Source organism: Paenibacillus sepulcri (genome assembly GCF_042647105.1).
GTDB lineage: Bacteria > Bacillota > Bacilli > Paenibacillales > Paenibacillaceae > Paenibacillus_Z > Paenibacillus_Z sepulcri.
Map to the genome: position 1 here is coordinate 4,546,161 of NZ_JBHRUP010000001.1, position 24,485 is coordinate 4,570,645.

The window sequence follows — 24,485 nt, forward strand, 5'->3', positions numbered from 1 at the left end:
CAATGCGACGGCGTGATGATGTACTGCTTGTGGACGGCTACAACATGATTGGAGCATGGCCGGTTCTTGCTGCAATGCGCGACACTGATTTGGAGGGCGCACGCGATAAGCTGCTGGAGATGCTGGCTGATTATCAGGGATTCACAGGCATGTCCGTCACGGTCGTATTTGATGCGCATCAGGTTCCCGGCACAGGATCGGCTTTTAACCAGTTCAGAATCTCTGTAGTCTATACAAAAGAGAAGGAAACGGCCGATTCATGTATTGAACGGCTGGCTTCGGAGCTTGCGCTGCGCAGCCGCAATCTCTATGTGGCGACTTCCGATCTGGTTGAGCAGCATGTCGCTTTCGGCAAAGGCGCTCTCAGGATATCCGCACGGGAGCTGCTGATCGATATCGAGCAGAACCGCAAGGCGATCGAACGCACGATAGAGGACAAGTCCCATCAGCGTAATGAACTGGATACCAATCTGAGTCTGGAAGTCCGGACAAAGCTTGAACGATGGCGCCGTGGGCAGAATTAACTCAGTTCGTCTTTAATTCACATTCAATAATGTCACAATACTTGACGCGAATCCCGCTTGAAACGGGACTAACTTCCAATTTTTCTATTTAATTAAAGTTTTATCGATAGGAAGTTGATTGACGGCCCAAGGTTACATAATGTATACTGATTCTATGTTTCTGAACGGATCTGGTAGAAGTTAGTTATGGCTTGGTATCGTTTCCTGTAGTGGCATAGTGTTACACGTAACCTAATCAACGAAAATGATTGCGTTCGGTTAAATTTTGCGCAATGCACGCCTTTCGAGCCGGAGGGATTGTTCGTGAGCATCGACCTCAAAGAGTGGAAACCGCTGGACTATGACTGCAGAACGGACGAAGATATTGTAGAAGCGGTTCGTGAGGGTGACGGCGAAGCGCTGGAATATTTAATTAATAAGTATAAGAATTTTGTGCGTGCCAAGGCCAGATCCTACTTTCTGATCGGGGCTGACCGCGAGGATATCGTACAAGAGGGCATGATCGGGCTTTACAAGTCAATCCGCGATTTCAAAGGGGACAAGCTTGCATCCTTCAAGGCGTTTGCGGAGCTTTGCATCACGCGTCAGATCATTACAGCGATCAAGACGGCTACCCGCCAGAAGCATATCCCGCTCAATTCCTATGTCTCGCTGGACAAACCTATCTACGATGAAGATTCCGACCGCACACTGCTTGACGTCATCTGCGGAACCCGTGTTTCCGACCCCGAAGAGCTTATTATCAACCAGGAAGAGTTTGTTGGTTTGGAAGACAAGATGTCCGAGATTTTAAGTGATCTGGAACGCAAGGTGCTTATGCTGTATTTGGACGGGCGCTCCTATCAGGAGATCGCTGTGGATTTGGATCGGCATGTAAAGTCAATTGATAATGCTTTGCAGCGTGTCAAGCGTAAGTTGGAGCGGTATCTGGAAATCCGTAACATCAGCAACTGATTGATGGGATAAGTGACTTGCGCCGTCTTGTACGGCGAAGCATACTTTTTCTGATCGACGTGTCTAGAAAGTGCGGTATATAGGCTTATAAATTCTAAACGATGGACAGAGGAGCCGGTCAGGCTCTTTTTTTAATTTATAACAGATCCTCTGTCAAACTGACATCCGTTATATGAAAGTATGGCGGGGAAGGTTTGAAACTCTCACATGCCGCGCATAATGGGAGTAACAGAACATCTTCAACTTTTAGCTGTGGACGGTTGGGCATTGTGCGGTGATTTAAGTTTACTCCCGGTCTAGAGATGCGTTTTTCTTGACACGGCATATTGCATATGATAAAGTATTTCAGGTAGCCCTGAAATAGGTCTTTTTTTTGATGGGCTTTGAATCTTGAATCTTGCTTGTTCCACATACAATCAGGATTTAATGGATTCGAACTTTTTTTATTTATGGTAATTCGGGAGGTGTACAGCAATGCGGGTAATTATTACGTTGGCTTGCACAAACTGCAAACAAAGAAACTACGCTTCCAGCAAGAACAAACGGAATCACCCCGACCGCATCGAGATGAAGAAGTTTTGTAAGTTCTGTAACGAACATACTCCTCATCGCGAGACAAGATAGGTCAATTGGGAGGTGTGGAAGTGACATTTTTTGCTAAGATGAGGCAAAGTTTCGGGTCGACTTTTTCCTTTTTTTCTGACAGCGTCGCGGAACTGAAGAAGGTTCGTTGGCCAAGCCGTAAAGAGTTGACAAGCTATACTCTCGTTGTAGTAATAACGATTATAGTGGTTACCATTTACTTCTGGGTTCTTGACATCGGCATTTCCGCATTGGTCGAACTGATCGTTTAAGAAGGGGCCAAGGGTGGCTAGTTATGGAAATGGAAAAAAGATGGTATGTTGTGCATACCTACTCAGGGTACGAAAACAAGGTAAAAGCGAACTTGGAGAAGCGTGTTGAATCTATGGGCATGGAGGACAAAATCTTCCGCGTTCTTGTTCCTATGGAAGAAGAAGTGGTGAACAAAGACGGTAAGCAAAAGATCGTCATGCGTAAAGTTTACCCCGGCTACGTTCTTGTGGAAATGGTTCAAACCGATGACTCCTGGTATGTGGTTCGTAATACCCCTGGCGTGACCGGGTTTGTCGGATCCACTGGTTCCGGCTCAAAGCCGACTGCGCTTCTGCCTGATGAGGTGGAGCAAATCTTGCGCCACATGGGTATTGATGAGCCTAAACCGAAAATCGAATTCGATTTGAAGGAAACGGTTCGGGTGAAGGTTGGACCTTTTGCCGATTTTGTCGGTACGGTGGAAGAAATTCTGCTGGACAAAAGCAAACTCAAGGTGCATGTCAACATGTTTGGACGGGAAACCCCGCTTGAGCTGGACTATACTCAGGTGGAGAAGATCTGATCTTCGTTTTCCTGCGTTGTCTTCGGGCAATACGGGTTGCGTGATGATTCCATCACCGCGGCCAAAGGGATTATTTGAGCAAGGAGGTGTGCATCATGGCAAAAAAGGTCATCAAGATGGTAAAATTGCAAGTCCCAGCAGGTAAAGCGAACCCGGCTCCGCCGATCGGTCCTGCACTCGGTCAAGCAGGCGTTAACATCATGGCGTTCTGTAAAGAATTCAACGCCCGCACAGCTGACCAAGCCGGTTTGATTATTCCGGTTGAAATCTCCGTATTTGAAGATCGTTCATTCACTTTTATCACCAAGACTCCACCGGCAGCCGTTTTATTGCGCGTTGCAGCAGGAATCGAAAAAGGTTCAGGTGAACCGAACAAGAAGAAAGTAGCTACCGTTAAACGTTCGAAAGTTCGTGAAATTGCGGAGCAAAAAATGCCTGACCTTAACGCGGCTTCAGTTGAAGCGGCAATGCTCATGGTTGAAGGTACGGCGCGCAGTATGGGCGTTGTCATCGAAGACTAATAGAGCCTGCGATGCTTAAGGCGCAGCAAAAGATATTCTTTTGTTGTAAGTGGGAGGATCTCCAACAGGGAGGATTTTCCGTTATAACCACATGAGGAGGAAATTTTCAATGGCTAAGCACGGTAAGAAATACCAAGAAGCTGCCAAGCTGATTGACAGCGAAGCAACCTACGAAGCCTCAGAGGCGATTGATCTCGTTAAAAAGGCGGCGACAGCTAAATTCGATGAGTCTGTTGAAGTTGCTGTTCGTTTGGGTGTAGACCCAAGAAAGCAGGACCAAGCGGTTCGTGGCGTAGTTGTCCTTCCCCATGGTACTGGTAAAACCAAACGTGTGCTTGTTTTCGCAAAAGGCGATAAAGCCAAAGAAGCGGAAGCGGCAGGCGCGGATTTTGTTGGCGATGCTGACATGATCACCAAAATCCAACAAGGCTGGTTCGAATTCGACGTTTGCGTCGCTACTCCGGACATGATGGCTGAGGTTGGTAAACTGGGTCGTATTCTCGGTGGTAAAGGTCTAATGCCTAACCCGAAAGCGGGTACCGTAACGTTTGACGTAACGAAGGCTGTTCAAGAGATCAAAGCCGGTAAAATCGAGTATCGTCTTGATAAAGCAGGTCAAATCCATGCTCCGATCGGTAAAGTATCATTCGACGCAGAGAAGCTGAACGAGAACTTTCGTGCGCTTATCGACGCGCTGAACCGTGCAAAACCGGCAGCAGCAAAAGGTATTTACCTGAAAAATATTGCTGTTTCCTCGACAATGGGTCCTGGCGCACGCGTTAATGCGTCCGTATACCGCTAAGAGGAGCAACATTTAACAATCGCATACGCATACCGTAGACAGTAGGTGCTGCTGAAGCTTAATTTCCTACCGAGGTGTTATGATAAAAGTGTTTGTTCATTTCAATCTTTTTTGGATGAAATGTTGACGGACCATCATGGCCTTCGCTATAGCTGCGGGGGCTTTTCTCATGCATCGAGGAAGAAATCCTTCGTTGAAAGCGGGATGCCCGAGAACATAACGGGAGGTGTACGAAAATGGCAAACGTTAAAACTATCGAAAGAAAACAACAATCGGTTAACGAAATCTCGTCGAAACTCCGCGAGTCTTCCTGCACAGTGGTTGCAGATTACCGTGGATTGAACGTGAAGCAAATTACCGAGCTCCGCAAACAGCTTCGCGAAGCGAACATCGAGTTTCAAGTGCTGAAAAATTCACTAGTGCGTCGTGCTACCGCCGGTGCGGAATTGTCTGAACTGGATGCAGTTCTTACAGGCCCAACCGCTGTTGCATTCAGCAAAGACGATGCAGTTGCTCCTGCTAAGCTGTTGAATGATTTCGCTAAAAAGAATGACGCTTTGAAACTAAAAGGCGGCGTTGTTGAAGGCCAAGTCATGAATGCTGATCAAATCAAAGCGCTGGCGGATCTTCCATCACGCGAAGGTTTGCTCTCCATGCTCCTCAGCGTCCTGCAGGCTCCTATGCGGAACTTCGCCCTTGCGGTTAAAGCAGTGGCAGAGAAGCAAGAAGCGTAAAAAACGGGTCCGGCTAAGCCGGGCACAGATATAGGTATTTACAAAAAAACAAAAAACATTTGGAGGTTCAACCATGAGTAAAGAGCAAATCCTGGAAGCCATTAAAGGCATGAACGTTCTTGAATTGAACGATCTCGTTAAAGCAATTGAAGAAGAATTCGGCGTAACTGCTGCTGCACCAGTAGCAATGGGCGGCGGAGCTGCGGTTGCAGAAGTTGCAGAACAAACAGAATTCGACGTTATTCTTAACGGTCCTGGCGCATCCAAAATCAACGTTATCAAAGTCGTTCGCGAAATTACAGGTCTTGGCCTGAAAGAAGCAAAAGATCTTGTTGATAATGCACCTAAAGCAGTTAAAGAAAAAGTAGCAAAAGAAGAAGCCGAAGCGGTTAAAGCGAAGCTTGAAGAAGCAGGCGCTTCCGTAGAAGTGAAGTAGTAGCAAGCTTGTTTATAGCGGCGAACCCCTTGAGGCTTTGGCTTCAAGGGGTTCGTTTTATTGATTAGCAGTACATACAAGCTTTAGAGTGGAGGGATATGATGTCGGATCACTACTTCACACAAACCCCCGATGTCAAACATGATCGGCAGTTCCATGAAACCGTGCTGCGTGGACAAAAACTGAAATTTGTGACAGATGCTGGCGTATTTTCAAAAGGCGCTGTCGATTATGGGAGCCGCGTACTCATTGAGGCGCTTGAACTGGCAAGAAATGCGAGGGTGCTGGATGTGGGCTGCGGTTATGGACCGATTGGATTGTCGGCAGCCAGACTCGCGGATCAGGGACATGTAACAATGATTGATGTGAATGAACGGGCTGTACAATTGGCAGCAGAGAATGCAAAGCTTAACGCTCTGACCAATGTGACCGTTCTGCAGAGTGATCTGTTCGGGGCGGTCTCAGGGCAAATCTTCGATACCATCATCACCAATCCGCCAATCAGAGCCGGCAAAACGGTAGTTCACCGGATATTCGAGGAAGGCGCACAGCTGCTTGAGCCCGGGGGGGCGATGTGGGTGGTTATTCAAAAAAAGCAAGGAGCACCTTCGGCTGAATTGAAGCTGGAATCCATTTTCGGCAATGTTGAAGAGGTGACGAAAGACAAGGGCTATCGGGTATTTCGGGCAGTCAAAAAAACATAACCAGGCAAGGAAGAATTTGTTGACTTCATTTGCTTGATGTGATATCATTATAAAATGTCAGTATTAAAATGGGCTCTTTCTCTTTAGTCAACTAAAATGTCAAGCGCTATTTTATGAGAGTAAAAGAGCGGTTTTGACATAAATTGTTCACATTTTGGGCAAAATTACTTGATATGAGACTTTCCGTTTTTATACCCGGAAAGCGCCTGACGGAAACATGCTCTTTTTTCGAACTTTCGATAAGGGCTTTTCTTTATTCATTCGAGAAAGTTTGGGGAATTCCTTCTTTCTTGAAAGAAAGTATCACAAGATCGGCGTCTCAAACAAGACGAACGGTCGGTTTTTGCTGGTTTCCAACAGAATTTGCCTGCTGAGCACAGTGATTTATTGAAGGGTGTACGTTCACTTTCTGTGAAGCAGACATGAGGGGTGAGGTTAAGTTGGCAGGACAACTTGTTCAGTATGGTCGACGCACGCGCAGAAGCTATGCTCGTATTCGCGAGGTGCTTGAAGTTCCGAACCTGATTGAAATCCAACAAAAATCGTACGAGAAATTTTTGGAGAAAGATCTTCTTGAGCTTTTCCAGGATATCTCGCCGATTCAGGATTTTACAGGTAATTTGATGCTTGAATTCATCGATTACTCGCTGGGCGAGCCGAAATATTCGGTCGATGAATCGAAAGAGCGCGACGTAACCTATGCGGCTCCGCTGCGGGTTAAGGTCCGGCTTATCAACAAGGAAACCGGCGAAGTGAAAGAGCAAGAAGTGTTCATGGGCGATTTTCCGCTGATGACCGAGACAGGAACGTTCATAATCAATGGCGCGGAACGTGTCATCGTCAGTCAATTGGTTCGCTCACCTAGCGTCTACTTCAGCACGAAGGTGGACAAAAACGGTAAGAAAAACTACACGGCTACGGTGATCCCGAACCGCGGAGCATGGCTGGAGCTTGAAACCGACGCGAAGGACATCGTTTATGTCCGTATCGATCGGACCCGGAAGATACCGGTTACGGTTCTTCTTCGCTCGCTGGGCTTTGGAACAGACGCGGAAATCCTGGATTTGCTTGGGCATGACGAATATATTCGCAACACGCTTGATAAAGACAACACCGACTCAACCGAGAAGGCGCTTATCGAAATTTACGAGCGTCTTCGTCCAGGTGAGCCGCCGACACTTGATAATGCCAAGAGTTTGCTGGTAGCTCGTTTCTTTGACCCGAAACGTTATGATTTGGCAAATGTCGGACGCTACAAAATCAACAAAAAGCTTCATATCAAAAACCGTTTGTTTAATCAACGTTTGGCTGAAACGCTTGTAGATCCAACAACGGGAGAGATTCTCGCAGAAACCGGACAAATGATTGACCGGCGTTTGCTTGACGAATTGATTCCTCATTTAGAGAAGAATGTTGGCTTCAAGACTTACCATGTCGCTAATGGTGTGCTTGATGCAGATAGTATTCCTCTACAAACTATAAGTGTATTCTCGCCTAATGATGACGGAAAAGTTCTTAAAGTAATTGCCAACGGCTTGATTGACAAAGCCGTCAAGCATATTACGCCGGCCGACATCATTTCGTCGATTAACTACTTTATTGATTTGCTTCACGGAGTTGGCAGCACGGATGATATTGACCATCTGGGTAACCGGCGTTTGCGTTCGGTTGGGGAATTGCTGCAGAATCAGTTCCGCATCGGATTGTCCCGTATGGAACGTGTGGTTCGCGAGCGGATGTCCATCCAGGATGCCAATGCCATTACACCGCAGGCGCTCATCAATATACGTCCTGTCATCGCGTCCATTAAAGAGTTCTTTGGGTCTTCCCAACTGTCGCAATTTATGGATCAGACGAACCCGCTTGCTGAGCTTACGCACAAACGCCGTTTGTCTGCTTTGGGACCCGGCGGTTTGACAAGGGAACGCGCTGGCTTTGAGGTCCGTGACGTTCATAACTCTCACTATGGCCGTATGTGTCCGATCGAGACGCCGGAGGGACCGAATATCGGGTTGATTAACTCCTTGTCGAGCTTTGCCAGAATCAACGAATATGGGTTTATTGAAGCTCCATACCGTTGGGTTGATGCGAAGACGGCTATTGTCACCGAGCAGATTGCGTATCTGACGGCCGATGAGGAAGACAACTATGTTATCGCTCAGGCGAATGCACAGTTGACCGAAGGCGGTAAATTCGCCGAGGACTCCGTTATTGTGCGCTACAACAAACAGGCTGACAACATCCTGACCATGCCAACCGATCGTGTTGACTATATGGATGTTTCGCCGAAGCAGGTTGTTTCCGTTGCAACGGCTTTGATTCCGTTCCTTGAGAACGATGACTCCAACCGTGCGCTTATGGGATCCAACATGCAGAGGCAAGCCGTTCCGCTTCTCATTCCGAAGTCGCCGCTTGTCGGAACAGGAATGGAGCACAAATCCGCCAAGGATTCAGGCGTTTGTATTGTCGCTAAGTATGACGGCGTTATTGAGCGTGTGTCCGCTAACGAGATCTGGCTGCGCCGCGTTGAAATGATTGACGGCAAGCCGGTTACAGGCGATCTGATCAAGCAAAAGCTGCATAAATTTATGCGTTCCAACCAAGGTACCTGCATCAACCAGAGACCGCTTTGCCGCAAAGGCGATATTGTGAAAAAAGGCGATATTCTTGCAGACGGACCTTCTACGGAAATGGGTGAACTCGCGCTTGGACGCAACGTGGTCGTCGCGTTCATGACGTGGGAAGGCTACAACTATGAGGATGCCATCCTGCTCAGCGAGAAGCTGGTTAAAGAAGATGTGTATACTTCGATCCATATTGAAGAATATGAATCGGAAGCCCGCGATACCAAGCTTGGACCGGAAGAAATCACCCGCGATATTCCAAACGTAGGGGAAGAAGCGCTCCGCAATCTTGACGAGCGTGGAATCATCCGGGTTGGTGCCGAGATCAGTGCAGGAGACATTCTGGTCGGCAAAGTTACCCCCAAAGGTGTAACGGAGCTTACGGCTGAAGAAAGATTGCTGCATGCGATTTTCGGAGAAAAAGCCCGTGAAGTTCGGGATACCAGCCTTCGGGTGCCGCATGGTACAGATGGTATCGTTGTAGATGTAAAAGTGTTTACCCGTGAAAATGGCGATGAACTGCCGCCTGGCGTTAACCAACTTGTTCGTGCCTACATTGCCCAGAAACGGAAAATTTCCGAAGGCGATAAAATGGCCGGACGCCATGGTAACAAAGGGGTAATCGCACGTATTCTCCCTGAAGAGGATATGCCATTCCTGCCGGACGGAACACCGGTAGAGGTTGTTCTTAACCCGCTTGGTGTACCTTCGCGGATGAACATCGGTCAAGTTCTCGAGGTTCATCTTGGCATGGCTTGTAAAATTCTCGGTATGCACGCGGCCACTCCAGTATTTGATGGAGCGCGTGAGGATGATGTATTTAACGCCATGGAAGAAGCCGGCATGCAGCGCAATGGTAAAACCGTGCTTTATGATGGACGCACCGGTGAGGAGTTTGAGCGTGAGGTCACAGTTGGCGTCATGTACATGATCAAGCTGGCTCACATGGTTGACGATAAAATCCATGCCCGTTCAACAGGTCCATACTCGCTGGTTACACAGCAGCCGCTGGGTGGTAAAGCTCAATTCGGCGGACAGCGTTTCGGGGAGATGGAGGTATGGGCGCTTGAGGCTTACGGAGCAGCCTATACGCTTCAAGAGATCTTGACCGTCAAGTCCGATGATGTCGTCGGCCGTGTTAAGACTTACGAGTCGATTGTCAAGGGTGAGAATGTGCCGGAGCCGGGCGTTCCGGAATCGTTCAAGGTTCTGATCAAAGAGCTGCAAAGTCTCGGGATGGACGTTAAGATCCTCAGCGAGAACGAGGAAGAGATTGAAATGAAAGAAATGGACGACGAGGATGACGGACAAAGCGACAAGCTGAATCTCAACCTCGAGGGTACGGAAGTTGGCGTGGAGTAACCGTTGATCGGTACGATCGGATAAGATAACAGGCCATTAGCGTCCTCACGGCGTTGCAGAGCCGGACTGCGCGATCAATGCGTAAGTCCGGCTTGAACGGGCAAATTGATTGCGTAACACACAAGTGAATCATGACGAAGGAGGGTTGCTCCTTGTTGGACGTGAACAACTTCGAGTATATGAAAATTGGTTTGGCATCACCGGATAAAATCCGCTCTTGGTCCCGCGGAGAAGTTAAAAAACCGGAAACAATCAACTACAGAACATTGAAGCCTGAGAAAGAAGGGCTGTTCTGCGAGAAAATTTTCGGGCCAACCAAGGACTGGGAATGTCATTGCGGCAAATACAAACGGGTTCGTTATAAAGGCGTCGTTTGCGATCGCTGCGGCGTTGAAGTAACCCGTGCGAAGGTTCGTCGCGAGCGTATGGGGCATATCGAGCTTGCAGCGCCTGTATCGCATATCTGGTATTTCAAAGGAATTCCAAGCCGCATGGGGCTTGCCTTGGATATGTCTCCTCGTTCACTCGAGGAAATTATCTATTTCGCATCTTATGTTGTAACGGATCCAGGGGATACGCCGCTTGAGAAAAAGCAGCTTCTTTCCGAGAAAGAATACCGCAGCTACCGTGAGAAGTATGGCTATGGATTCCACGCTGGGATGGGTGCGGAAGCTGTCAAAAAGCTGCTTCAGGATATCGATGTCGAACGCGAGCTTGAAACGCTGAAGGAAGATCTTCGTTCGGCACAAGGTCAGCGTCGTAACCGGGCCATTAAACGTCTCGAAGTCATTGAAGCCTTCCGCAACTCCGGCAATATGCCGGAATGGATGATTCTTGATGTTCTTCCGGTTATTCCTCCTGAGCTTCGCCCGATGGTCCAGTTGGATGGCGGACGTTTTGCCACCTCTGACCTTAATGATCTGTACCGTCGCGTTATTAACCGCAACAACCGTCTGAAACGTCTCCTTGATTTGGGCGCGCCTGATATTATCGTGCAAAATGAGAAGAGAATGCTTCAAGAAGCGGTTGATGCGCTGATTGATAATGGCCGTCGCGGCCGTCCGGTAACCGGTCCCGGTAACCGTCCTTTGAAATCGCTCAGCCATATGCTCAAAGGTAAACAAGGCCGTTTCCGTCAGAACTTGCTCGGTAAACGTGTCGATTACTCCGGCCGTTCGGTTATCGTTGTCGGACCAAGCCTGAAAATGTTCCAATGCGGACTTCCCAAGGAAATGGCGCTTGAGCTGTTTAAGCCGTTTGTTATGAAAGAACTGGTCAATAAAGGCCTGGCTCATAATATCAAAAGTGCCAAACGCAAAGTTGAGCGTGTCAGTCCTGAGGTGTGGGATGTTCTTGAAGAAGTCATTAAGGAGCATCCGGTTCTCTTGAACCGTGCCCCTACGCTTCACCGTTTGGGTATCCAAGCGTTTGAACCGATTCTCGTTGAAGGCCGCGCCATCAAGCTTCATCCACTCGTATGTACCGCGTACAATGCGGATTTCGATGGTGACCAAATGGCTGTTCACGTTCCGCTCTCTGCTGAAGCGCAAGCTGAAGCGCGGCTGCTTATGCTGGCATCGGGCAACATTTTGAACCCGAAAGACGGAAAACCGGTTGTAACACCTTCACAGGATATGGTTCTTGGCAGCTACTATTTGACTATGGATAATAAAGAAGCCAAAGGAAGCGGTTCGGTTTTCGCTTCTGTGAACGAAGCGATCTCCTCTTATCAGCGGGGAATTGTTTCCCTTCATGCGCGGATTTTTATACCCGTTAAAGTGCTGAACAAGACGATCTTCACCGAAGCGCAGCAGAAATCACTGATTTCCACTACGGTTGGTAAAATTATCTTTAATGAAATATTCCCGGACACGTTCCCGTATATCAATGAGCCGACGAAAGTCAACTTACTGCAGGGAACACCTGATCGATATTTTGTTTATGAAAAAGGTACCGATCTGCACAAATTCATGGAAGAAGTTCCACAGATGGGCGCAGTCGGCAAAGAGTATCTTGGTTTGATTATTGCTGAATGCTTCAGACAGTATCACACCACCAAAACATCGGTAACGCTTGACCGGATCAAAGAACTCGGGTTTACGTATTCAACTCGTGCAGGGATTACGGTTGCGGTATCTGACGTTATCGTTCCTGAAGAGAAGAAAGCGATCCTCGCCGATTCGGAAGAGAAAGTCAAGGTTGTATCGAATCAGTATCGCCGTGGTTTGATTACGAACGAAGAGCGGTATGACCGAGTTATTGAAATTTGGAGCAAAACAAAGGATACCATCACGGATGTTCTCATGAAATCAATGGACCGCTACAATTCCATTATGCTCATGGTGGACTCCAAGGCCCGGGGTAATAAATCGCAAATCACCCAATTGGGCGGGATGCGGGGACTGATGGCGAATCCATCGGGACGTATCATTGAGCTTCCAATCAAATCGAATTTCCGTGAAGGACTTACTGTTCTCGAGTACTTTATCTCGACTCACGGAGCGCGTAAAGGTCTTGCCGATACAGCACTTCGTACGGCTGACTCGGGTTACTTGACCCGTCGTTTGGTTGACGTCGCACAGGATGTTATCGTTCGTGAGGATGACTGTGGGACGGATAAAGGATTTACCGTCAGCAAAATTCAAGATGGTAAAGAGGTTATCGAGGATCTCTACGACCGTATTGAAGGACGTTACTCCTTCGAAACTGTCCGCAATCCATCTACAGGCGAAGTCATCCTGAATCGCAACGAATTGATTGATTCCAACAAAGCGGAGGAAATTATTGCCGCTGGAGTTGAAAAACTGCAAATTCGTTCAGTTCTAAGCTGCCGCGCCCGTCACGGTGTATGCAAAATTTGTTACGGACGCAACTTGGCAACAGGTAAGTTTGTTGAGATCGGGGAAGCTGTAGGAATCATCGCAGCTCAATCTATCGGTGAGCCAGGAACGCAGCTGACGATGCGTACCTTCCATACCGGTGGTGTTGCCGGTGATGATATTACACAAGGTTTGCCGCGTATCCAGGAGTTGTTTGAGGCTCGTAACCCTAAAGGTCAAGCGATTATTTCCGAGCTCGACGGTGTTATCAAAGACATCCGCGAGACAAAAGATCGTCGTGAGATTGAAGTGCAGGGTGAAGCGGAATCCAAAGTCTATGCAGTCACGTATGGTTCTCGTATCCGCGTTGCCAAAGGCAAGCATATTGAAGCGGGAGACGAGCTGACAGATGGTTCGATCGATCCTAAAGATATGCTTCGCATCAAAGGTATCCGCGGCGTGCAGAACTACATTCTGCAAGAGGTTCAACGTGTTTATCGGAACCAGGGTGTTGAGATCAACGATAAACATATTGAGGTTATGATCAAGCAGATGCTGCGTAAAATTCGTATTGTCGATGCAGGTGAGACTACTTTGCTCCCTGGTGCATTCGTCGATATTCACGAATACGAAGCAGCTAACCGTGATGCCTTGCTCTCTGGCCGCGAGCCTGCTGTTGCAAAGCCAGTTCTGCTCGGTATCACCAAAGCATCGCTTGAGACAGATTCCTTCTTGTCCGCCGCTTCCTTCCAGGAAACCACTCGTGTCCTGACAGATGCCGCGATAAAGGGAAAAGTGGATCAGTTGCTTGGCCTGAAAGAGAATGTTATTATCGGTAAGCTGATTCCGGCAGGTACTGGAATGCAGCGTTATCGGGGCATTCGTCTAAAGGGTTATGATGATGATATCGAAACTACGGTAGAAAAAACCGAAGATGAGATCGTACCGGTTGAGTCGTAATATTCAACCCTGCGGGATACAAACTACACAAAATATGTTTGATGTAGGGCTGACGGTGGCATCGCCGATTGGACGGTGCCACCGTCGCTTTTTGCCCTATTTTATTCCAAAAGATCGATGTCCGAAGCGTTCTGCGAAATATGCTGCTAGTTGCTTGACATAGAGCAGCTTGAAGTGCTAATATGTCGTAGTGTGCCTACTTGCATAACCCCTGTATTTGAACCATGCCGATTTTGTGTTATCTCTTAAATGAGTATCGCAATTTGGTTTGGCTTGGAAGGTCGGGATCAGATGCAATTTATAATCGGCAGTAAACAGACGACTAAGATGGTGGAGCAAGGCAAAGCCGTTCTTGTCTATGTTGCGCAAGATACAGATCCACGAATGAAGGATGATATTGTACGGCTTTGTACGACGGCAGGCGTGCCTATCTCATGGGTGGACACGATGAAGGGTCTCGGGGAAACCTGCGGCATTGAAGTCGGCGCTGCAATGGCGGCAGTAGTACCAGAAATTGAATAAGGAAATAACGTTTTTGCCCGAAAGCTGTGCGGCAAGAACTTTCATTTGTTTCTTTATGAACCGCCTGGATCTGTGGGCTTAGAATAAGCCGAAATATTCTAATCTGTTTTATTATTTTGGGAAGGAGGTGGCAGCATGCCAACAATTAATCAACTAGTCCGCAAGGGCCGCGAAGCGAAGGTCGTTAAATCGAAATCGCCGGCACTTCAAAGAGGATTCAATGCACTGAAACGTGAAGAAACAAACATAAGCGCGCCTCAAAAACGTGGTGTATGTACACGTGTCGGTACAATGACACCAAAAAAACCGAACTCTGCACTTCGTAAATATGCACGTGTGCGTTTGACGAACCGCGTAGAGATCACGGCTTACATCGGTGGTATCGGTCACAACTTGCAGGAGCATAGCGTCGTATTGGTTCGTGGCGGCCGGGTTAAAGATCTACCGGGGGTACGTTATCATATCGTTCGCGGAGCGCTCGATACTGCAGGGGTTAACAACCGGAAGCAAGCTCGTTCCAAATATGGCACGAAGCGCGCGAAAGTAAAAAAATAAGATTGATTTATGAATGTTATTTCATGAATACTTGAAGAAAGGGGGATCTGCATATGCCACGCAAAGGTCCAGTTACAAAACGTGACGTTTTACCGGATCCGCTATATAACAGCAAGCTGGTAACTCGTTTAATTAACCGTATTATGCTTGATGGTAAACGTGGAGTTGCCGCAACCATTCTGTATGATGCATTCAAGCTTATCAACGAACGCACAGGTTCGGAACCGATGGAAGTTTTCGAAGCGGCCATCAAAAATATCATGCCTGTTCTTGAAGTTAAAGCCCGCCGTGTTGGTGGTTCTAACTATCAAGTACCGATTGAGGTTAAACCAGAGCGTCGTACAGCGCTTGGTCTCCGTTGGCTCGTGAACTACTCACGCAACCGCGGCGAGAAAACGATGGAAGAACGTCTGGCTGCTGAAATCATCGATGCATCGAACAATACAGGTGCGTCCGTGAAGAAGCGCGAAGATACACACAAAATGGCTGAAGCGAATAAAGCATTCGCCCACTACCGTTGGTAGGATTCGCATAATCGGAAGGAGACGAAATCATGGCAAGAGAGTTCTCCTTGAAAAATACGCGTAATATTGGGATCATGGCGCATATTGATGCCGGTAAAACAACCACGACAGAGCGGATCCTGTTCTACACAGGCCGTACCCACAAAATCGGTGAAGTGCACGAAGGTGCAGCAACGATGGATTGGATGGAGCAGGAACAGGAGCGCGGAATTACGATTACTTCCGCTGCTACAACTGCACAATGGCATGGTCATCGCATCAATATTATCGACACCCCGGGACACGTTGACTTCACAGTTGAGGTTGAACGTTCCCTTCGTGTATTGGACGGGGCCGTAGGGGTTTTCAGTGCGAAAGAAGGCGTTGAGCCGCAGTCCGAAACGGTATGGCGTCAAGCTGACCGCTACAATGTACCGCGGATTGCATATGTCAACAAAATGGATATTATCGGCGCAGACTTTTTGAATGTTATCAGAGATATGCGCCTTCGTCTCAACGCAAATGCCGTCGCTATTCAACTGCCAATCGGTGCGGAGAATGACTTTATCGGCGTAATCGACTTGATTGAACGTGTCGCTTACACATATAAAGACGATCTCGGTAAAGATCCGGAGCAAGTTGAAATCCCGGCAGCATACAAGGATCAAGTTGAAGAACTTCGTCTGGAACTCGTTGAGAAAATCGCCGAGCTTGATGAAGAGCTCACGATGAAATACCTCGAGGGCGAGGAAATCAGCGTTGCCGAGTTGAAAGCGACATTGCGCAAAGGTGTTTGCGAAGTGAAGATTTTTCCGGTAATCTGCGGTTCCTCTTACCGTAACAAAGGCGTTCAATTAATGCTTGATGCCGTTGTCGACTATCTGCCAGCTCCTATCGATGTACCTGATATCAAGGGTCACCTTGAAGATGGAACCGAGACAGTTCGCAGGTCTGCAGATGACGAGCCTTTTGCAGCATTGGCGTTCAAAATCATGACTGACCCATTCGTAGGTAAACTGACGTTCTTCCGCGTATATTCCGGCGTTCTTAATTCCGGATCGTATGTTGTGAATGCAACGAAAGGCAAACGCGAACGGATCGGCCGTATTCTTCAGATGCATGCTAATGCCCGTCAAGAGATCAGCGAAGTTTACTCCGGTGACATTGCGGCTGCAGTAGGTCTGAAAGATACAACAACCGGCGATACGCTTTGTGATGAGAAAAACCCTGTTATTCTGGAGTCGATGAACTTCCCTGAGCCGGTTATCCAGCTTGCGGTTGAACCAAAGACAAAGGCTGACCAAGATAAAATGGGTATCGCTCTTCAGAAGCTGTCCGAGGAAGATCCTACGTTCCGTGCACATACGGACGAAGAGACCGGCCAAACGATTATCGCTGGTATGGGTGAGCTTCACCTTGAAATTCTTGTAGACCGTATGCTTCGTGAATTCAAAGTCGAAACGAATGTCGGTAAACCTCAAGTTGCTTACCGTGAAACCTTCAAAACGCCTGCAAGGGTAGAAGGTAAATTCGTTCGTCAATCCGGTGGCCGCGGTCAATACGGACATTGCTGGGTTGAATTCTCGCCGCTTGAGCCAGGAACAGGCTTTATCTTTGAAAACAAAACCGTCGGTGGTTCCATTCCGCGGGAATATATTGGTCCTGTTCAAGCCGGTATCGAAGAAACAATGAAGAGCGGTGTTCTTGCAGGCTTCCCGCTTGTTGACATCAAAGCTGTTGTCGTCGACGGTTCTTACCATGACGTTGACTCCTCGGAGATGGCGTTCAAAATTGCCGGATCGATGGCGCTTAAAGCAGCCAAGGACAAATGTAGTCCTGTTCTGCTCGAGCCAATCATGAAGGTTGAAGTAACCGTTCCTGAAGAATACATGGGCGATGTTATGGGTATGCTTAGCTCCCGTCGCGGCCGTATCGAAGGATCGGACGCCCGTCACGGCGCGCTCATCATTCGTGCCAAGGTGCCTCTATCCGAAATGTTTGGATATTCCACAACATTGCGTTCAGGTACACAAGGCCGTGGTGTTTTCTCCATGGAGCTTTCGCACTATGAAGAAGTCCCAAGATCGATTTCGGAAGAGATCATCTCCAAATCCAAAGGCGCTTCCTAGTAGGATCGCTTTTACAACTTAAGTCTTACAAGTTGTACTTTGGCCAAATGATGACCTGCCCAATAGGCTCGCTCATTATGGCCGATCACATATACAATCTTTTCATATTAAGGAGGAATTAGTTCAATGGCTAAGGCAAAATTTGAACGTAATAAACCGCACGTTAATATCGGTACAATCGGTCACGTTGACCATGGTAAAACAACGCTGACAGCAGCCATCACGACCGTTCTTTCCAAAAAATATGGTGGTGCAGCAATTGCATTTGACCAAATCGACAAAGCACCGGAAGAGCGCGAGCGCGGTATCACAATCTCCACAGCTCACGTTGAGTATGAAACGCCAGCTCGTCACTATGCTCACGTTGACTGTCCTGGACATGCCGACTATGTTAAGAACATGATCACAGGTGCTGCACAAATGGATGGAGCGATCCTCGTTGTATCCGCATCTGACGGTCCAATGCCGCAAACGCGCGAGCACATTCTGCTCTCCCGCCAAGTAGGCGTTCCTTACATCGTTGTTTTCCTGAACAAATGCGATATGGTTGAAGACGAAGAGCTGCTGGAGCTTGTTGAGATGGAAGTTCGCGACCTGCTCAATGAATATGAGTTCCCAGGCGACGACACGCCGATTATCCGCGGCGCTGCTCGTGAAGCTCTGCAAAACCCAGAAGGTCCTTGGGCTGACAAAATCATCGAACTGTTCGAGCAAGTTGACACGTACATCCCGACTCCTGAGCGTGACGTATCCAAACCGTTCCTTATGCCGGTTGAGGATGTATTCACAATCACAGGCCGTGGTACAGTTGCAACTGGCCGTGTAGAGCGTGGCGTTGTTAAAGTATCTGATGAGGTTGAAATCATCGGACTTGCTGAAGAAAGCCGCAAATGTGTTGTTACGGGCGTAGAAATGTTCCGTAAACTGCTTGACTCTGCTCAAGCTGGTGACAACATCGGCGCATTGCTTCGTGGTGTTGAGCGTAAAGATATCGAGCGCGGACAAGTACTGGCTAAACCGGGTTCGGTTAAGCCACACACAAACTTCACTGCTCAAATCTACGTTCTTACTAAAGAAGAGGGTGGCCGTCACAAACCTTTCTTCACTGGTTACCGTCCACAGTTCTACTTCCGTACAACGGACGTAACTGGCATCATCAACCTGCCAGAAGGAACTGAAATGGTTATGCCTGGCGACAACATCACCGTTACGGTTGAGCTGATTGCTCCAATCGCTCTGGAAGATGGAACTCGTTTCTCGATCCGTGAAGGTGGCCGTACTGTAGGCGCCGGCGCAGTAGCAAGCATCCAAAAATAAGATGATGCGGCATTAGCCGCAAGTCTTGGATCAAGCCCTCACTTCGGTGGGGGCTTTTTTATATCAATCATCCACAGGTGAGTAATTAATGAACTATATAGTATCAAAGAGGCAATGATGATTGTGTTAGCTTGAAAATAGGAGATTGAATCGTAAATTCCTCCAATTAAGATGTATATTATAGAAGAAACCCAACTGATTGAAATATGTCTGCAATTTACTAAAAATAATGTTGCATTCGCCTAACGATTCAGATATAATAGTGAACGTTGGTCTGCGACGTTGCGATGATGCGAGAGGTTGCCGACACACACGGCTCCTTTGCCATGAGGGGCGTGCCGGGTTTTTCTCGTGGAGTATGTCCGATACTAAATTGGGCGATAGAAGGAGGGACTTATATGGCAAAGCAAAAGATTCGTATACGCTTGAAAGCGTACGATCACAGGATTCTTGACCAGTCTGCGGAGAAAATCGTAGAAACTGCGAAACGTTCCGGGGCAGGTGTATCTGGGCCGATTCCGCTTCCGACAGAGAAGCAAATCATCACCATTCTGCGTGCGGTACACAAGTACAAGGATTCAAGGGAGCAATTCGAAATGCGCACTCACAAGCGTTTGATCGATATTGTTAACCCAACGCCGCAAACGGTCGATGCATTGATGCGCTTAGATCTGCCATCCGGTGTCGATATTGAAATTAAACTGTAATTTTTGCATAACGGAAACAAGAGAGGAAATGAGGTGTCAACATGAAAGGTATCTTAGGTAAAAAACTTGGTATGACGCAAGTGTTTACTCCTGAAGGTAACGTAATCGCGGTTACGGTTATCGAAGCAGGACCTTGTGTTGTTCTACAGAAGAAAGACCAAGAAAATGACGGCTACGAAGCGGTACAACTTGGTTTCTCAGACAAAAAAGAAAAAAGAGCGACTAAGCCGGAAATCGGCCACGCTAAAAAAGCCGATTCGGCTCCTAAGCGCTACGTTCGTGAAATTCGCGGCATTACCATTGGCGAATATGAAGTTGGCCAACAGTTGAAAGCTGACTTGTTCGCTGAGGGCGAATTTGTTGACGTAACAGGTATTTCCAAGGGTAAAGGATTCCAAGGTAACATCAAACGTTGGGGCCAAACCCGCGGTCCAATGGCTCACGGATCGCGTTACCATCGTGGACCGGGTTCGATGGGTTCGATTCAAGCGAACCGCGTACCAAAGGGCAAACGCCTTCCAGGTCACATGGGACATGAAACGATCACGATTCAGAATCTTGAAGTCGTGCGCGTTGATGCCGAACGCAATGTACTGCTCATTAAAGGTTCCATTCCGGGCCCTAAAAATAGCTTTGTAAAAGTAAAACTCACGGTTAAGAAATAAATAACCCTTTAAGAAAGGAGGAACATGAAATGCCGAAAGTAGCAATTTTTAGCGTGAACGGTTCACAAGTTGGCGATATCGAATTATCCGAAACGATATTCGGAATCAAGCCAAACGTTCACGTCCTGCATAGTGCGGTACTGCTTCAGCAAGCTTCGGTTCGCAGAGGCACGCATAAGACGAAAGGCCGCTCGGAAGTACGTGGCGGTGGTCGTAAGCCTTGGAAACAAAAAGGTACGGGCCGTGCTCGTCAAGGTAGCACACGCTCACCACAATGGGTAGGCGGCGGAACGGTTTTCGGACCGACTCCTCGCAGCTACAGCTTCAAACTGCCGAAGAAAGTTCGTCGTCTGGCGATCAAATCCGCTCTATCTTCGAAAGTAATCGACAATGATATCATTGTTCTGGATCAATTGGCGTTTGCTCAACCGAAGACAAAGGAATTCACAACGATCCTTGGCAACCTCAAGGTAGCTCGCAAAGCACTTGTTGTAACAGCTAACTACGAAGACAATGTTGCATTGTCTGCCCGTAACATTCCGGGTATCAAATTCGTTGCAGCCGATGGCATTAATGTTCTGGATGTCATGACTTATGACAAACTGATTATTACCAAAGAGGCAGTTGAGAAAGTACAGGAGGTGCTTGCGTAATGAAAAATCCTCGCGATCTTATCAAGCGCCCGATTATCACGGAACAAACAAGTGACTTTATGGCAAATAAACGTTATGTTTTCGAAGTGGATATCCGCGCTAACAAAACAGAAATCAAAGATGCCATCCAACAAATTTTCAAAGTTAAAGTTACTAGTGTTAACACTATGCGCGTTCCGGGTAAACCGAAACGTCAAGGTCGCCACAGCGGATACACATCCGAGTGGAAAAAAGCTATCGTGCAATTGAGCGCGGAAAGCAATGAACTGGAATTTTTTGAATCGGTATAAGCTAATTGGTGAGGCTAATAGTCCTCGGCCAAGCAGCTTTACCGTAAGATAACGGTTAAGGAGGGAATCGAAGTGCCAGTTAAGAAGTATAAACCGACATCTCCAGCTCGTCGTGCTATGTCCGTATCGACGTTCGAAGAAATCACGACAAGCACACCGGAGAAATCGTTGCTTGCTCCGCTTTTCAAAAAAGCCGGACGCAATAATCAAGGTAAAATTACGGTTCGTCACCATGGTGGCGGCCATAAACGTAAATACCGGATTATCGACTTTAAGCGCAACAAAGATGGTGTAGTAGGTAATGTTGCGACGATCGAATACGATCCGAACCGTACCTCGAACATAGCACTTATCCACTATGCGGATGGTGCAAAAAGCTACATTATCGCTCCAAAAGGTCTGAAAGTCGGCTCGCAAATCGTGTCCGGCGCAGATGCAGATATCAAAGTCGGTAACGCATTGCCGCTGGAGAACATTCCGGTTGGTACGGTTATCCACAATATCGAGATGAAGCCTGGCAAAGGCGGACAGCTGGTTCGTGCTGCCGGAACAGAAGCTCAACTTCTTGGTAAAGAGGAAAGCTATGCGGTTATCCGTTTGTCCTCTGGTGAAGTTCGCCGTATTCTGAAAACCTGCCGTGCAACAATCGGATCTGTTGGCAACGAGGATCACGAGCTCGTGAAAATCGGTAAAGCCGGCCGTTCCCGTTGGCTGGGCAAACGCCCTGAAGTTCGTGGTGTTGTTATGAACCCGAACGATCACCCGCATGGTGGTGGTGAAGGCCGTGCGCCAATCGGACGTAAATCGCCAATGTCTCCATGGGGCAAACCAACCCTTGGCTACAAAACGCGTAAGAAGAAAAAAGCATCGAGCCAATACATTGTTCGTCGTCGTACGAAGTAATAGGTGCATGAGCGCCGCCGCGTGACGCGCTGCGTCACGCAAAGCCAGCGTGAAGGGAGGATCATCTATGGGTCGCAGTTTGAAGAAGGGTCCGTTTATCGACGGCTACCTGCTGAAAAAAGTTGAAGTGCTGAATGAGGCGGACAAGAAGACGGTTGTTAAAACCTGGTCTCGCCGTTCAACCATTTTCCCTCAATTCATCGGTCATACATTCGCTGTTTATGACGGTCGTAAGCATGTACCGGTTTATGTAACGGAAGATATGGTTGGTCACAAACTCGGTGAGTTTGCGCCGACACGTGTATACAAAGGACATGGTGATGACGACAAGAAGACAGGCCGTCGTTAATCAATAACAAGTTTCGAATGATCGATCGAGAGGAGGTTCAACGATGCAAGAAGCTAAAGCGAGCGCTAACCACGTCCGCATTGCACCTCGCAAAGCACAGCTGGTTGTGGATTTGATTCGCGGCAAGCAAGTCGGCGAAGCAATCGCGATTTTGCGCCATACGCCAAGATCCGCTTCCCCAATCGTGGAGAAGCTGCTTAACTCCGCTATTGCAAATGCGGAACACAATTACCAATTGGATATAAACAAGCTGGTCGTTGCTCAGGTTTTTGTAAACCAAGGACCAACAATGAAACGTTTCCGTCCGCGCGCCATGGGTCGTGCAAGTCGGATTAATAAAAGAACCAGCCACATTACTTTGGTGGTATCCGAAAAATAAGGAGGGACAACGTGTGGGACAAAAGGTAAATCCGGTTGGTCTACGTATCGGTATTATCCGTGACTGGGAATCCAAATGGTTCGCAGGCAAGGATTTCGGCGAGCTGCTTATGGAAGATGTCAAAATCCGTGAGTATCTCAAGAACAAATTGAGAGATGCGGCTGTATCCCGCTTTGAAATCGAGCGTGCTGCAAATCGCGTTAACGTAACAATCTATACAGCCAAGCCTGGTATGGTTATTGGTAAAGGCGGTTCCGAGGTTGAAAACCTTCGCTCCGAGCTTGCTAAAATCTCCAAAGGCAAAAAAGTACACATCAACATTTCTGAAATCAAGCATCCGGAGCTGGACGCAATTCTTGTTGCTGAAAGCATTGCTCAACAGCTTGAGCGTCGTGTATCGTTCCGTCGTGCTATGAAACAATCCATTCAACGGACTATTCGTTCCGGAGCAAAAGGAATTAAAACAGCAGTCAGCGGTCGTCTGGGCGGTGCGGAAATCGCGCGTTCGGAAGGATACAGCGAAGGCACAGTGCCGCTTCATACGCTTCGTGCCGATATTGACTACGGTACAGCTGAAGCACATACCACTTACGGCCTCATCGGCGTAAAAGTATGGATCTATCGTGGCGAAGTCCTTCCTACGAAGAAGAAAGCTGCTGCTCCCCAGGAAGGAGGCAACTAATCAATGTTGGTGCCAAAACGTGTCAAACACCGTAAACAACAACGTGGTCACATGAAAGGTCGCGCTAAAGGCGGTACTGAAGTTCATTTCGGTGAATTCGGCCTCCAAGCGCTGGAGCCATCATGGATTACCAACCGCCAAATCGAAGCTGCCCGTATTGCAATGACTCGTTATATCAAACGTGGCGGTAAAGTTTGGATTAAAATTTTCCCTGCTAAGCCAATTACACAAAAGCCGCTTGAAGTTCGGATGGGTAGCGGTAAAGGTAACGTTGAGAAGTGGGTAGCTGTTGTAAAACCAGGCAAAGTATTGTTTGAACTTGCAGGTGTTTCGGAAGAAATCGCTCGCGAAGCAATGCGTCTTGCCGCTCACAAGCTTCCAATCAAAACGAAGTTCGTGAAACGTGAAGAAGTGGGTGGTGAAGCAAATGAAAGCTAATGAATTTCGCAACCTTACCTCTGCTGAGCTTGAACAAAAAGTGAATGGTTTTAAAGAGGAGCTTTTTAACCTTCGTTTTCAGTTGGCCACTGGTCAATTGGAAAATCCGACACGTATTCGTGATGTGCGGAAGGATATCGCTCGCGCCAAAACCATTCTTCATGAAAGAGAACTCGGAATTAGCAGCTAATTGCTCCTATCCCGGGAACGATATGCAGGTTCTATCGTAAGAAAGGAGGATGAACAATGAGCGAACGTAATGCGCGCAAAGTTCAAATCGGAAAAGTCGTGAGCGACAAAATGGATAAAACCATCGTGATTGCTGTAGAAACCTACAAAAAGCATGATCTTTACCATAAACGCATCAAATACACGAAGAAATTCAAAGCACATGATGAGAACAACCAAGCTAAGATTGGCGATACTGTCAAGGTTATGGAGACTCGTCCGCTTTCAAAAGACAAACGGTTCCGCCTTGTCGAAATCGTTGAAGCAGCTATTATTTTGTAAAAATGCTTGTTTTTAAGCATTTGGAC

Annotated in this window: 28 protein-coding genes and 1 other annotated feature; all 28 genes read left to right on the top strand. The window is 47.7% G+C overall.

From position 1 onward, the window contains the following. Positions 1-2: 2 nt before the first annotated feature. The 28 genes from ACFOLF_RS20065 to rpsQ all read left to right on the top strand — a co-directional run bounded on the left by ACFOLF_RS20065 (position 3) and on the right by rpsQ (position 24,459). Entirely contained in the window at positions 3-524 is a 522-nt protein-coding gene (locus ACFOLF_RS20065) for an NYN domain-containing protein (protein ID WP_210046686.1), read from the top strand. A 303-nt stretch (positions 525-827) separates the two neighbouring features. Beyond that, a complete protein-coding gene (gene sigH, locus ACFOLF_RS20070; protein ID WP_210046685.1) occupies positions 828-1,478 on the top strand; it encodes an RNA polymerase sporulation sigma factor SigH in 651 nt (216 codons plus the stop codon). 474 nt (positions 1,479-1,952) lie between these two features. Continuing rightward, positions 1,953-2,102 carry a 50S ribosomal protein L33 gene (gene rpmG, locus ACFOLF_RS20075; RefSeq protein WP_183604319.1) on the top strand — a complete coding sequence of 50 codons (150 nt, stop codon included), beginning with the start codon at positions 1,953-1,955 and terminating at the stop codon, positions 2,100-2,102. Between the two features lie 20 nt (positions 2,103-2,122). Further along, complete coding sequence (secE, locus tag ACFOLF_RS20080; protein WP_210046684.1) at positions 2,123-2,332, top strand: preprotein translocase subunit SecE; 210 nt, start codon at positions 2,123-2,125, stop codon at positions 2,330-2,332. A 29-nt stretch (positions 2,333-2,361) separates the two neighbouring features. Next, positions 2,362-2,895, top strand: a complete 534-nt coding sequence (nusG, locus tag ACFOLF_RS20085; protein WP_210046705.1) for a transcription termination/antitermination protein NusG — start codon at positions 2,362-2,364, stop codon at positions 2,893-2,895. 95 nt (positions 2,896-2,990) lie between these two features. After that, complete coding sequence (gene rplK / locus ACFOLF_RS20090; RefSeq protein WP_210046683.1) at positions 2,991-3,416, top strand: 50S ribosomal protein L11; 426 nt, start codon at positions 2,991-2,993, stop codon at positions 3,414-3,416. A gap of 109 nt (positions 3,417-3,525) precedes the next feature. Beyond that, positions 3,526-4,218, top strand: a complete 693-nt coding sequence (gene rplA, locus ACFOLF_RS20095) for a 50S ribosomal protein L1 (protein WP_210046682.1) — start codon at positions 3,526-3,528, stop codon at positions 4,216-4,218. A 14-nt stretch (positions 4,219-4,232) separates the two neighbouring features. Beyond that, positions 4,233-4,395: a sequence feature (ribosomal protein L10 leader region), on the top strand. Between the two features lie 59 nt (positions 4,396-4,454). Further along, a complete protein-coding gene (gene rplJ, locus ACFOLF_RS20100; RefSeq protein WP_210046681.1) occupies positions 4,455-4,952 on the top strand; it encodes a 50S ribosomal protein L10 in 498 nt (165 codons plus the stop codon). A gap of 73 nt (positions 4,953-5,025) precedes the next feature. Next, positions 5,026-5,388, top strand: coding sequence for a 50S ribosomal protein L7/L12 (rplL, locus tag ACFOLF_RS20105; RefSeq protein ID WP_210046680.1), 363 nt, complete (start codon positions 5,026-5,028; stop codon positions 5,386-5,388). A 101-nt stretch (positions 5,389-5,489) separates the two neighbouring features. Continuing rightward, entirely contained in the window at positions 5,490-6,092 is a 603-nt protein-coding gene (locus ACFOLF_RS20110) for a class I SAM-dependent methyltransferase (protein ID WP_210046704.1), read from the top strand. Positions 6,093-6,514: 422 nt separating this feature from the next. Further along, the gene (rpoB, locus tag ACFOLF_RS20115; RefSeq protein WP_210046679.1) at positions 6,515-10,078 is read left to right on the top strand and encodes a DNA-directed RNA polymerase subunit beta; all 3,564 of its coding nucleotides are present in this window, start codon (positions 6,515-6,517) and stop codon (positions 10,076-10,078) included. Positions 10,079-10,230: 152 nt separating this feature from the next. Beyond that, positions 10,231-13,857 carry a DNA-directed RNA polymerase subunit beta' gene (rpoC, locus tag ACFOLF_RS20120; RefSeq protein WP_210046678.1) on the top strand — a complete coding sequence of 1,209 codons (3,627 nt, stop codon included), beginning with the start codon at positions 10,231-10,233 and terminating at the stop codon, positions 13,855-13,857. Between the two features lie 291 nt (positions 13,858-14,148). After that, complete coding sequence (locus ACFOLF_RS20125) at positions 14,149-14,379, top strand: ribosomal L7Ae/L30e/S12e/Gadd45 family protein (protein WP_210046677.1); 231 nt, start codon at positions 14,149-14,151, stop codon at positions 14,377-14,379. A gap of 135 nt (positions 14,380-14,514) precedes the next feature. After that, positions 14,515-14,934 carry a 30S ribosomal protein S12 gene (gene rpsL, locus ACFOLF_RS20130; protein ID WP_210046676.1) on the top strand — a complete coding sequence of 140 codons (420 nt, stop codon included), beginning with the start codon at positions 14,515-14,517 and terminating at the stop codon, positions 14,932-14,934. A gap of 53 nt (positions 14,935-14,987) precedes the next feature. Beyond that, positions 14,988-15,458 carry a 30S ribosomal protein S7 gene (gene rpsG, locus ACFOLF_RS20135; RefSeq protein ID WP_189000494.1) on the top strand — a complete coding sequence of 157 codons (471 nt, stop codon included), beginning with the start codon at positions 14,988-14,990 and terminating at the stop codon, positions 15,456-15,458. A 29-nt stretch (positions 15,459-15,487) separates the two neighbouring features. Beyond that, on the top strand, positions 15,488-17,566 hold the full coding sequence (gene fusA / locus ACFOLF_RS20140; RefSeq protein ID WP_210046675.1) for an elongation factor G: 2,079 nt from the start codon (positions 15,488-15,490) through the stop codon (positions 17,564-17,566). 126 nt (positions 17,567-17,692) lie between these two features. Next, entirely contained in the window at positions 17,693-18,883 is a 1,191-nt protein-coding gene (gene tuf, locus ACFOLF_RS20145) for an elongation factor Tu (protein WP_210046674.1), read from the top strand. A gap of 398 nt (positions 18,884-19,281) precedes the next feature. After that, positions 19,282-19,590 (top strand): 30S ribosomal protein S10, encoded by a 309-nt coding sequence (gene rpsJ, locus ACFOLF_RS20150; RefSeq protein WP_005544556.1) that lies wholly within the window; start codon positions 19,282-19,284, stop codon positions 19,588-19,590. Between the two features lie 41 nt (positions 19,591-19,631). Further along, positions 19,632-20,255, top strand: a complete 624-nt coding sequence (gene rplC, locus ACFOLF_RS20155; RefSeq protein ID WP_210046673.1) for a 50S ribosomal protein L3 — start codon at positions 19,632-19,634, stop codon at positions 20,253-20,255. A 29-nt stretch (positions 20,256-20,284) separates the two neighbouring features. Next, the gene (gene rplD / locus ACFOLF_RS20160) at positions 20,285-20,908 is read left to right on the top strand and encodes a 50S ribosomal protein L4 (RefSeq protein WP_210046672.1); all 624 of its coding nucleotides are present in this window, start codon (positions 20,285-20,287) and stop codon (positions 20,906-20,908) included. Continuing rightward, positions 20,908-21,198: a 50S ribosomal protein L23 gene (gene rplW / locus ACFOLF_RS20165; protein ID WP_210046671.1), complete on the top strand. Its 291-nt coding sequence runs from the start codon at positions 20,908-20,910 to the stop codon at positions 21,196-21,198. Before rplD ends, rplW begins: the two co-directional genes overlap by 1 nt. A 72-nt stretch (positions 21,199-21,270) precedes the next feature. Further along, positions 21,271-22,101: a 50S ribosomal protein L2 gene (gene rplB, locus ACFOLF_RS20170; protein WP_210046670.1), complete on the top strand. Its 831-nt coding sequence runs from the start codon at positions 21,271-21,273 to the stop codon at positions 22,099-22,101. 67 nt (positions 22,102-22,168) lie between these two features. Continuing rightward, positions 22,169-22,450: a 30S ribosomal protein S19 gene (gene rpsS / locus ACFOLF_RS20175; protein WP_189000472.1), complete on the top strand. Its 282-nt coding sequence runs from the start codon at positions 22,169-22,171 to the stop codon at positions 22,448-22,450. Positions 22,451-22,493: 43 nt separating this feature from the next. Then, complete coding sequence (gene rplV / locus ACFOLF_RS20180; RefSeq protein ID WP_210046669.1) at positions 22,494-22,829, top strand: 50S ribosomal protein L22; 336 nt, start codon at positions 22,494-22,496, stop codon at positions 22,827-22,829. A gap of 13 nt (positions 22,830-22,842) precedes the next feature. Next, on the top strand, positions 22,843-23,511 hold the full coding sequence (gene rpsC, locus ACFOLF_RS20185; RefSeq protein ID WP_210046668.1) for a 30S ribosomal protein S3: 669 nt from the start codon (positions 22,843-22,845) through the stop codon (positions 23,509-23,511). A gap of 3 nt (positions 23,512-23,514) precedes the next feature. Then, a complete protein-coding gene (rplP, locus tag ACFOLF_RS20190; protein ID WP_210046667.1) occupies positions 23,515-23,949 on the top strand; it encodes a 50S ribosomal protein L16 in 435 nt (144 codons plus the stop codon). Next, on the top strand, positions 23,939-24,139 hold the full coding sequence (gene rpmC / locus ACFOLF_RS20195) for a 50S ribosomal protein L29 (protein WP_210046666.1): 201 nt from the start codon (positions 23,939-23,941) through the stop codon (positions 24,137-24,139). Before rplP ends, rpmC begins: the two co-directional genes overlap by 11 nt. Before the next feature lie 56 nt (positions 24,140-24,195). Next, complete coding sequence (gene rpsQ, locus ACFOLF_RS20200) at positions 24,196-24,459, top strand: 30S ribosomal protein S17 (RefSeq protein ID WP_189000461.1); 264 nt, start codon at positions 24,196-24,198, stop codon at positions 24,457-24,459. The last annotated feature ends 26 nt before the right edge of the window (positions 24,460-24,485 follow it).

What these genes read in the sequence shown, in the direction of transcription:
- rplW (WP_210046671.1), top strand. Translation starts at nt 20,908, where the DNA reads ATGAAAAATCCTCGCGATCTTATCAAGCGCCCGATTATCACGGAACAA.
- rpsJ (WP_005544556.1), top strand. Translation starts at nt 19,282, where the DNA reads ATGGCAAAGCAAAAGATTCGTATACGCTTGAAAGCGTACGATCACAGG.
- rplJ (WP_210046681.1), top strand. Translation starts at nt 4,455, where the DNA reads ATGGCAAACGTTAAAACTATCGAAAGAAAACAACAATCGGTTAACGAA.
- rplA (WP_210046682.1), top strand. Translation starts at nt 3,526, where the DNA reads ATGGCTAAGCACGGTAAGAAATACCAAGAAGCTGCCAAGCTGATTGAC.
- ACFOLF_RS20125 (WP_210046677.1), top strand. Translation starts at nt 14,149, where the DNA reads ATGCAATTTATAATCGGCAGTAAACAGACGACTAAGATGGTGGAGCAA.
- rplL (WP_210046680.1), top strand. Translation starts at nt 5,026, where the DNA reads ATGAGTAAAGAGCAAATCCTGGAAGCCATTAAAGGCATGAACGTTCTT.
- rpmG (WP_183604319.1), top strand. Translation starts at nt 1,953, where the DNA reads ATGCGGGTAATTATTACGTTGGCTTGCACAAACTGCAAACAAAGAAAC.
- rplK (WP_210046683.1), top strand. Translation starts at nt 2,991, where the DNA reads ATGGCAAAAAAGGTCATCAAGATGGTAAAATTGCAAGTCCCAGCAGGT.
- rplC (WP_210046673.1), top strand. Translation starts at nt 19,632, where the DNA reads ATGAAAGGTATCTTAGGTAAAAAACTTGGTATGACGCAAGTGTTTACT.
- rplD (WP_210046672.1), top strand. Translation starts at nt 20,285, where the DNA reads ATGCCGAAAGTAGCAATTTTTAGCGTGAACGGTTCACAAGTTGGCGAT.
- tuf (WP_210046674.1), top strand. Translation starts at nt 17,693, where the DNA reads ATGGCTAAGGCAAAATTTGAACGTAATAAACCGCACGTTAATATCGGT.
- rpsQ (WP_189000461.1), top strand. Translation starts at nt 24,196, where the DNA reads ATGAGCGAACGTAATGCGCGCAAAGTTCAAATCGGAAAAGTCGTGAGC.
- rpmC (WP_210046666.1), top strand. Translation starts at nt 23,939, where the DNA reads ATGAAAGCTAATGAATTTCGCAACCTTACCTCTGCTGAGCTTGAACAA.
- rplV (WP_210046669.1), top strand. Translation starts at nt 22,494, where the DNA reads ATGCAAGAAGCTAAAGCGAGCGCTAACCACGTCCGCATTGCACCTCGC.
- rpsS (WP_189000472.1), top strand. Translation starts at nt 22,169, where the DNA reads ATGGGTCGCAGTTTGAAGAAGGGTCCGTTTATCGACGGCTACCTGCTG.
- ACFOLF_RS20065 (WP_210046686.1), top strand. Translation starts at nt 3, where the DNA reads ATGCGACGGCGTGATGATGTACTGCTTGTGGACGGCTACAACATGATT.
- nusG (WP_210046705.1), top strand. Translation starts at nt 2,362, where the DNA reads ATGGAAAAAAGATGGTATGTTGTGCATACCTACTCAGGGTACGAAAAC.
- fusA (WP_210046675.1), top strand. Translation starts at nt 15,488, where the DNA reads ATGGCAAGAGAGTTCTCCTTGAAAAATACGCGTAATATTGGGATCATG.
- ACFOLF_RS20110 (WP_210046704.1), top strand. Translation starts at nt 5,490, where the DNA reads ATGTCGGATCACTACTTCACACAAACCCCCGATGTCAAACATGATCGG.
- rpsL (WP_210046676.1), top strand. Translation starts at nt 14,515, where the DNA reads ATGCCAACAATTAATCAACTAGTCCGCAAGGGCCGCGAAGCGAAGGTC.
- rplP (WP_210046667.1), top strand. Translation starts at nt 23,515, where the DNA reads ATGTTGGTGCCAAAACGTGTCAAACACCGTAAACAACAACGTGGTCAC.
- rpsG (WP_189000494.1), top strand. Translation starts at nt 14,988, where the DNA reads ATGCCACGCAAAGGTCCAGTTACAAAACGTGACGTTTTACCGGATCCG.
- rpoB (WP_210046679.1), top strand. Translation starts at nt 6,515, where the DNA reads ATGAGGGGTGAGGTTAAGTTGGCAGGACAACTTGTTCAGTATGGTCGA.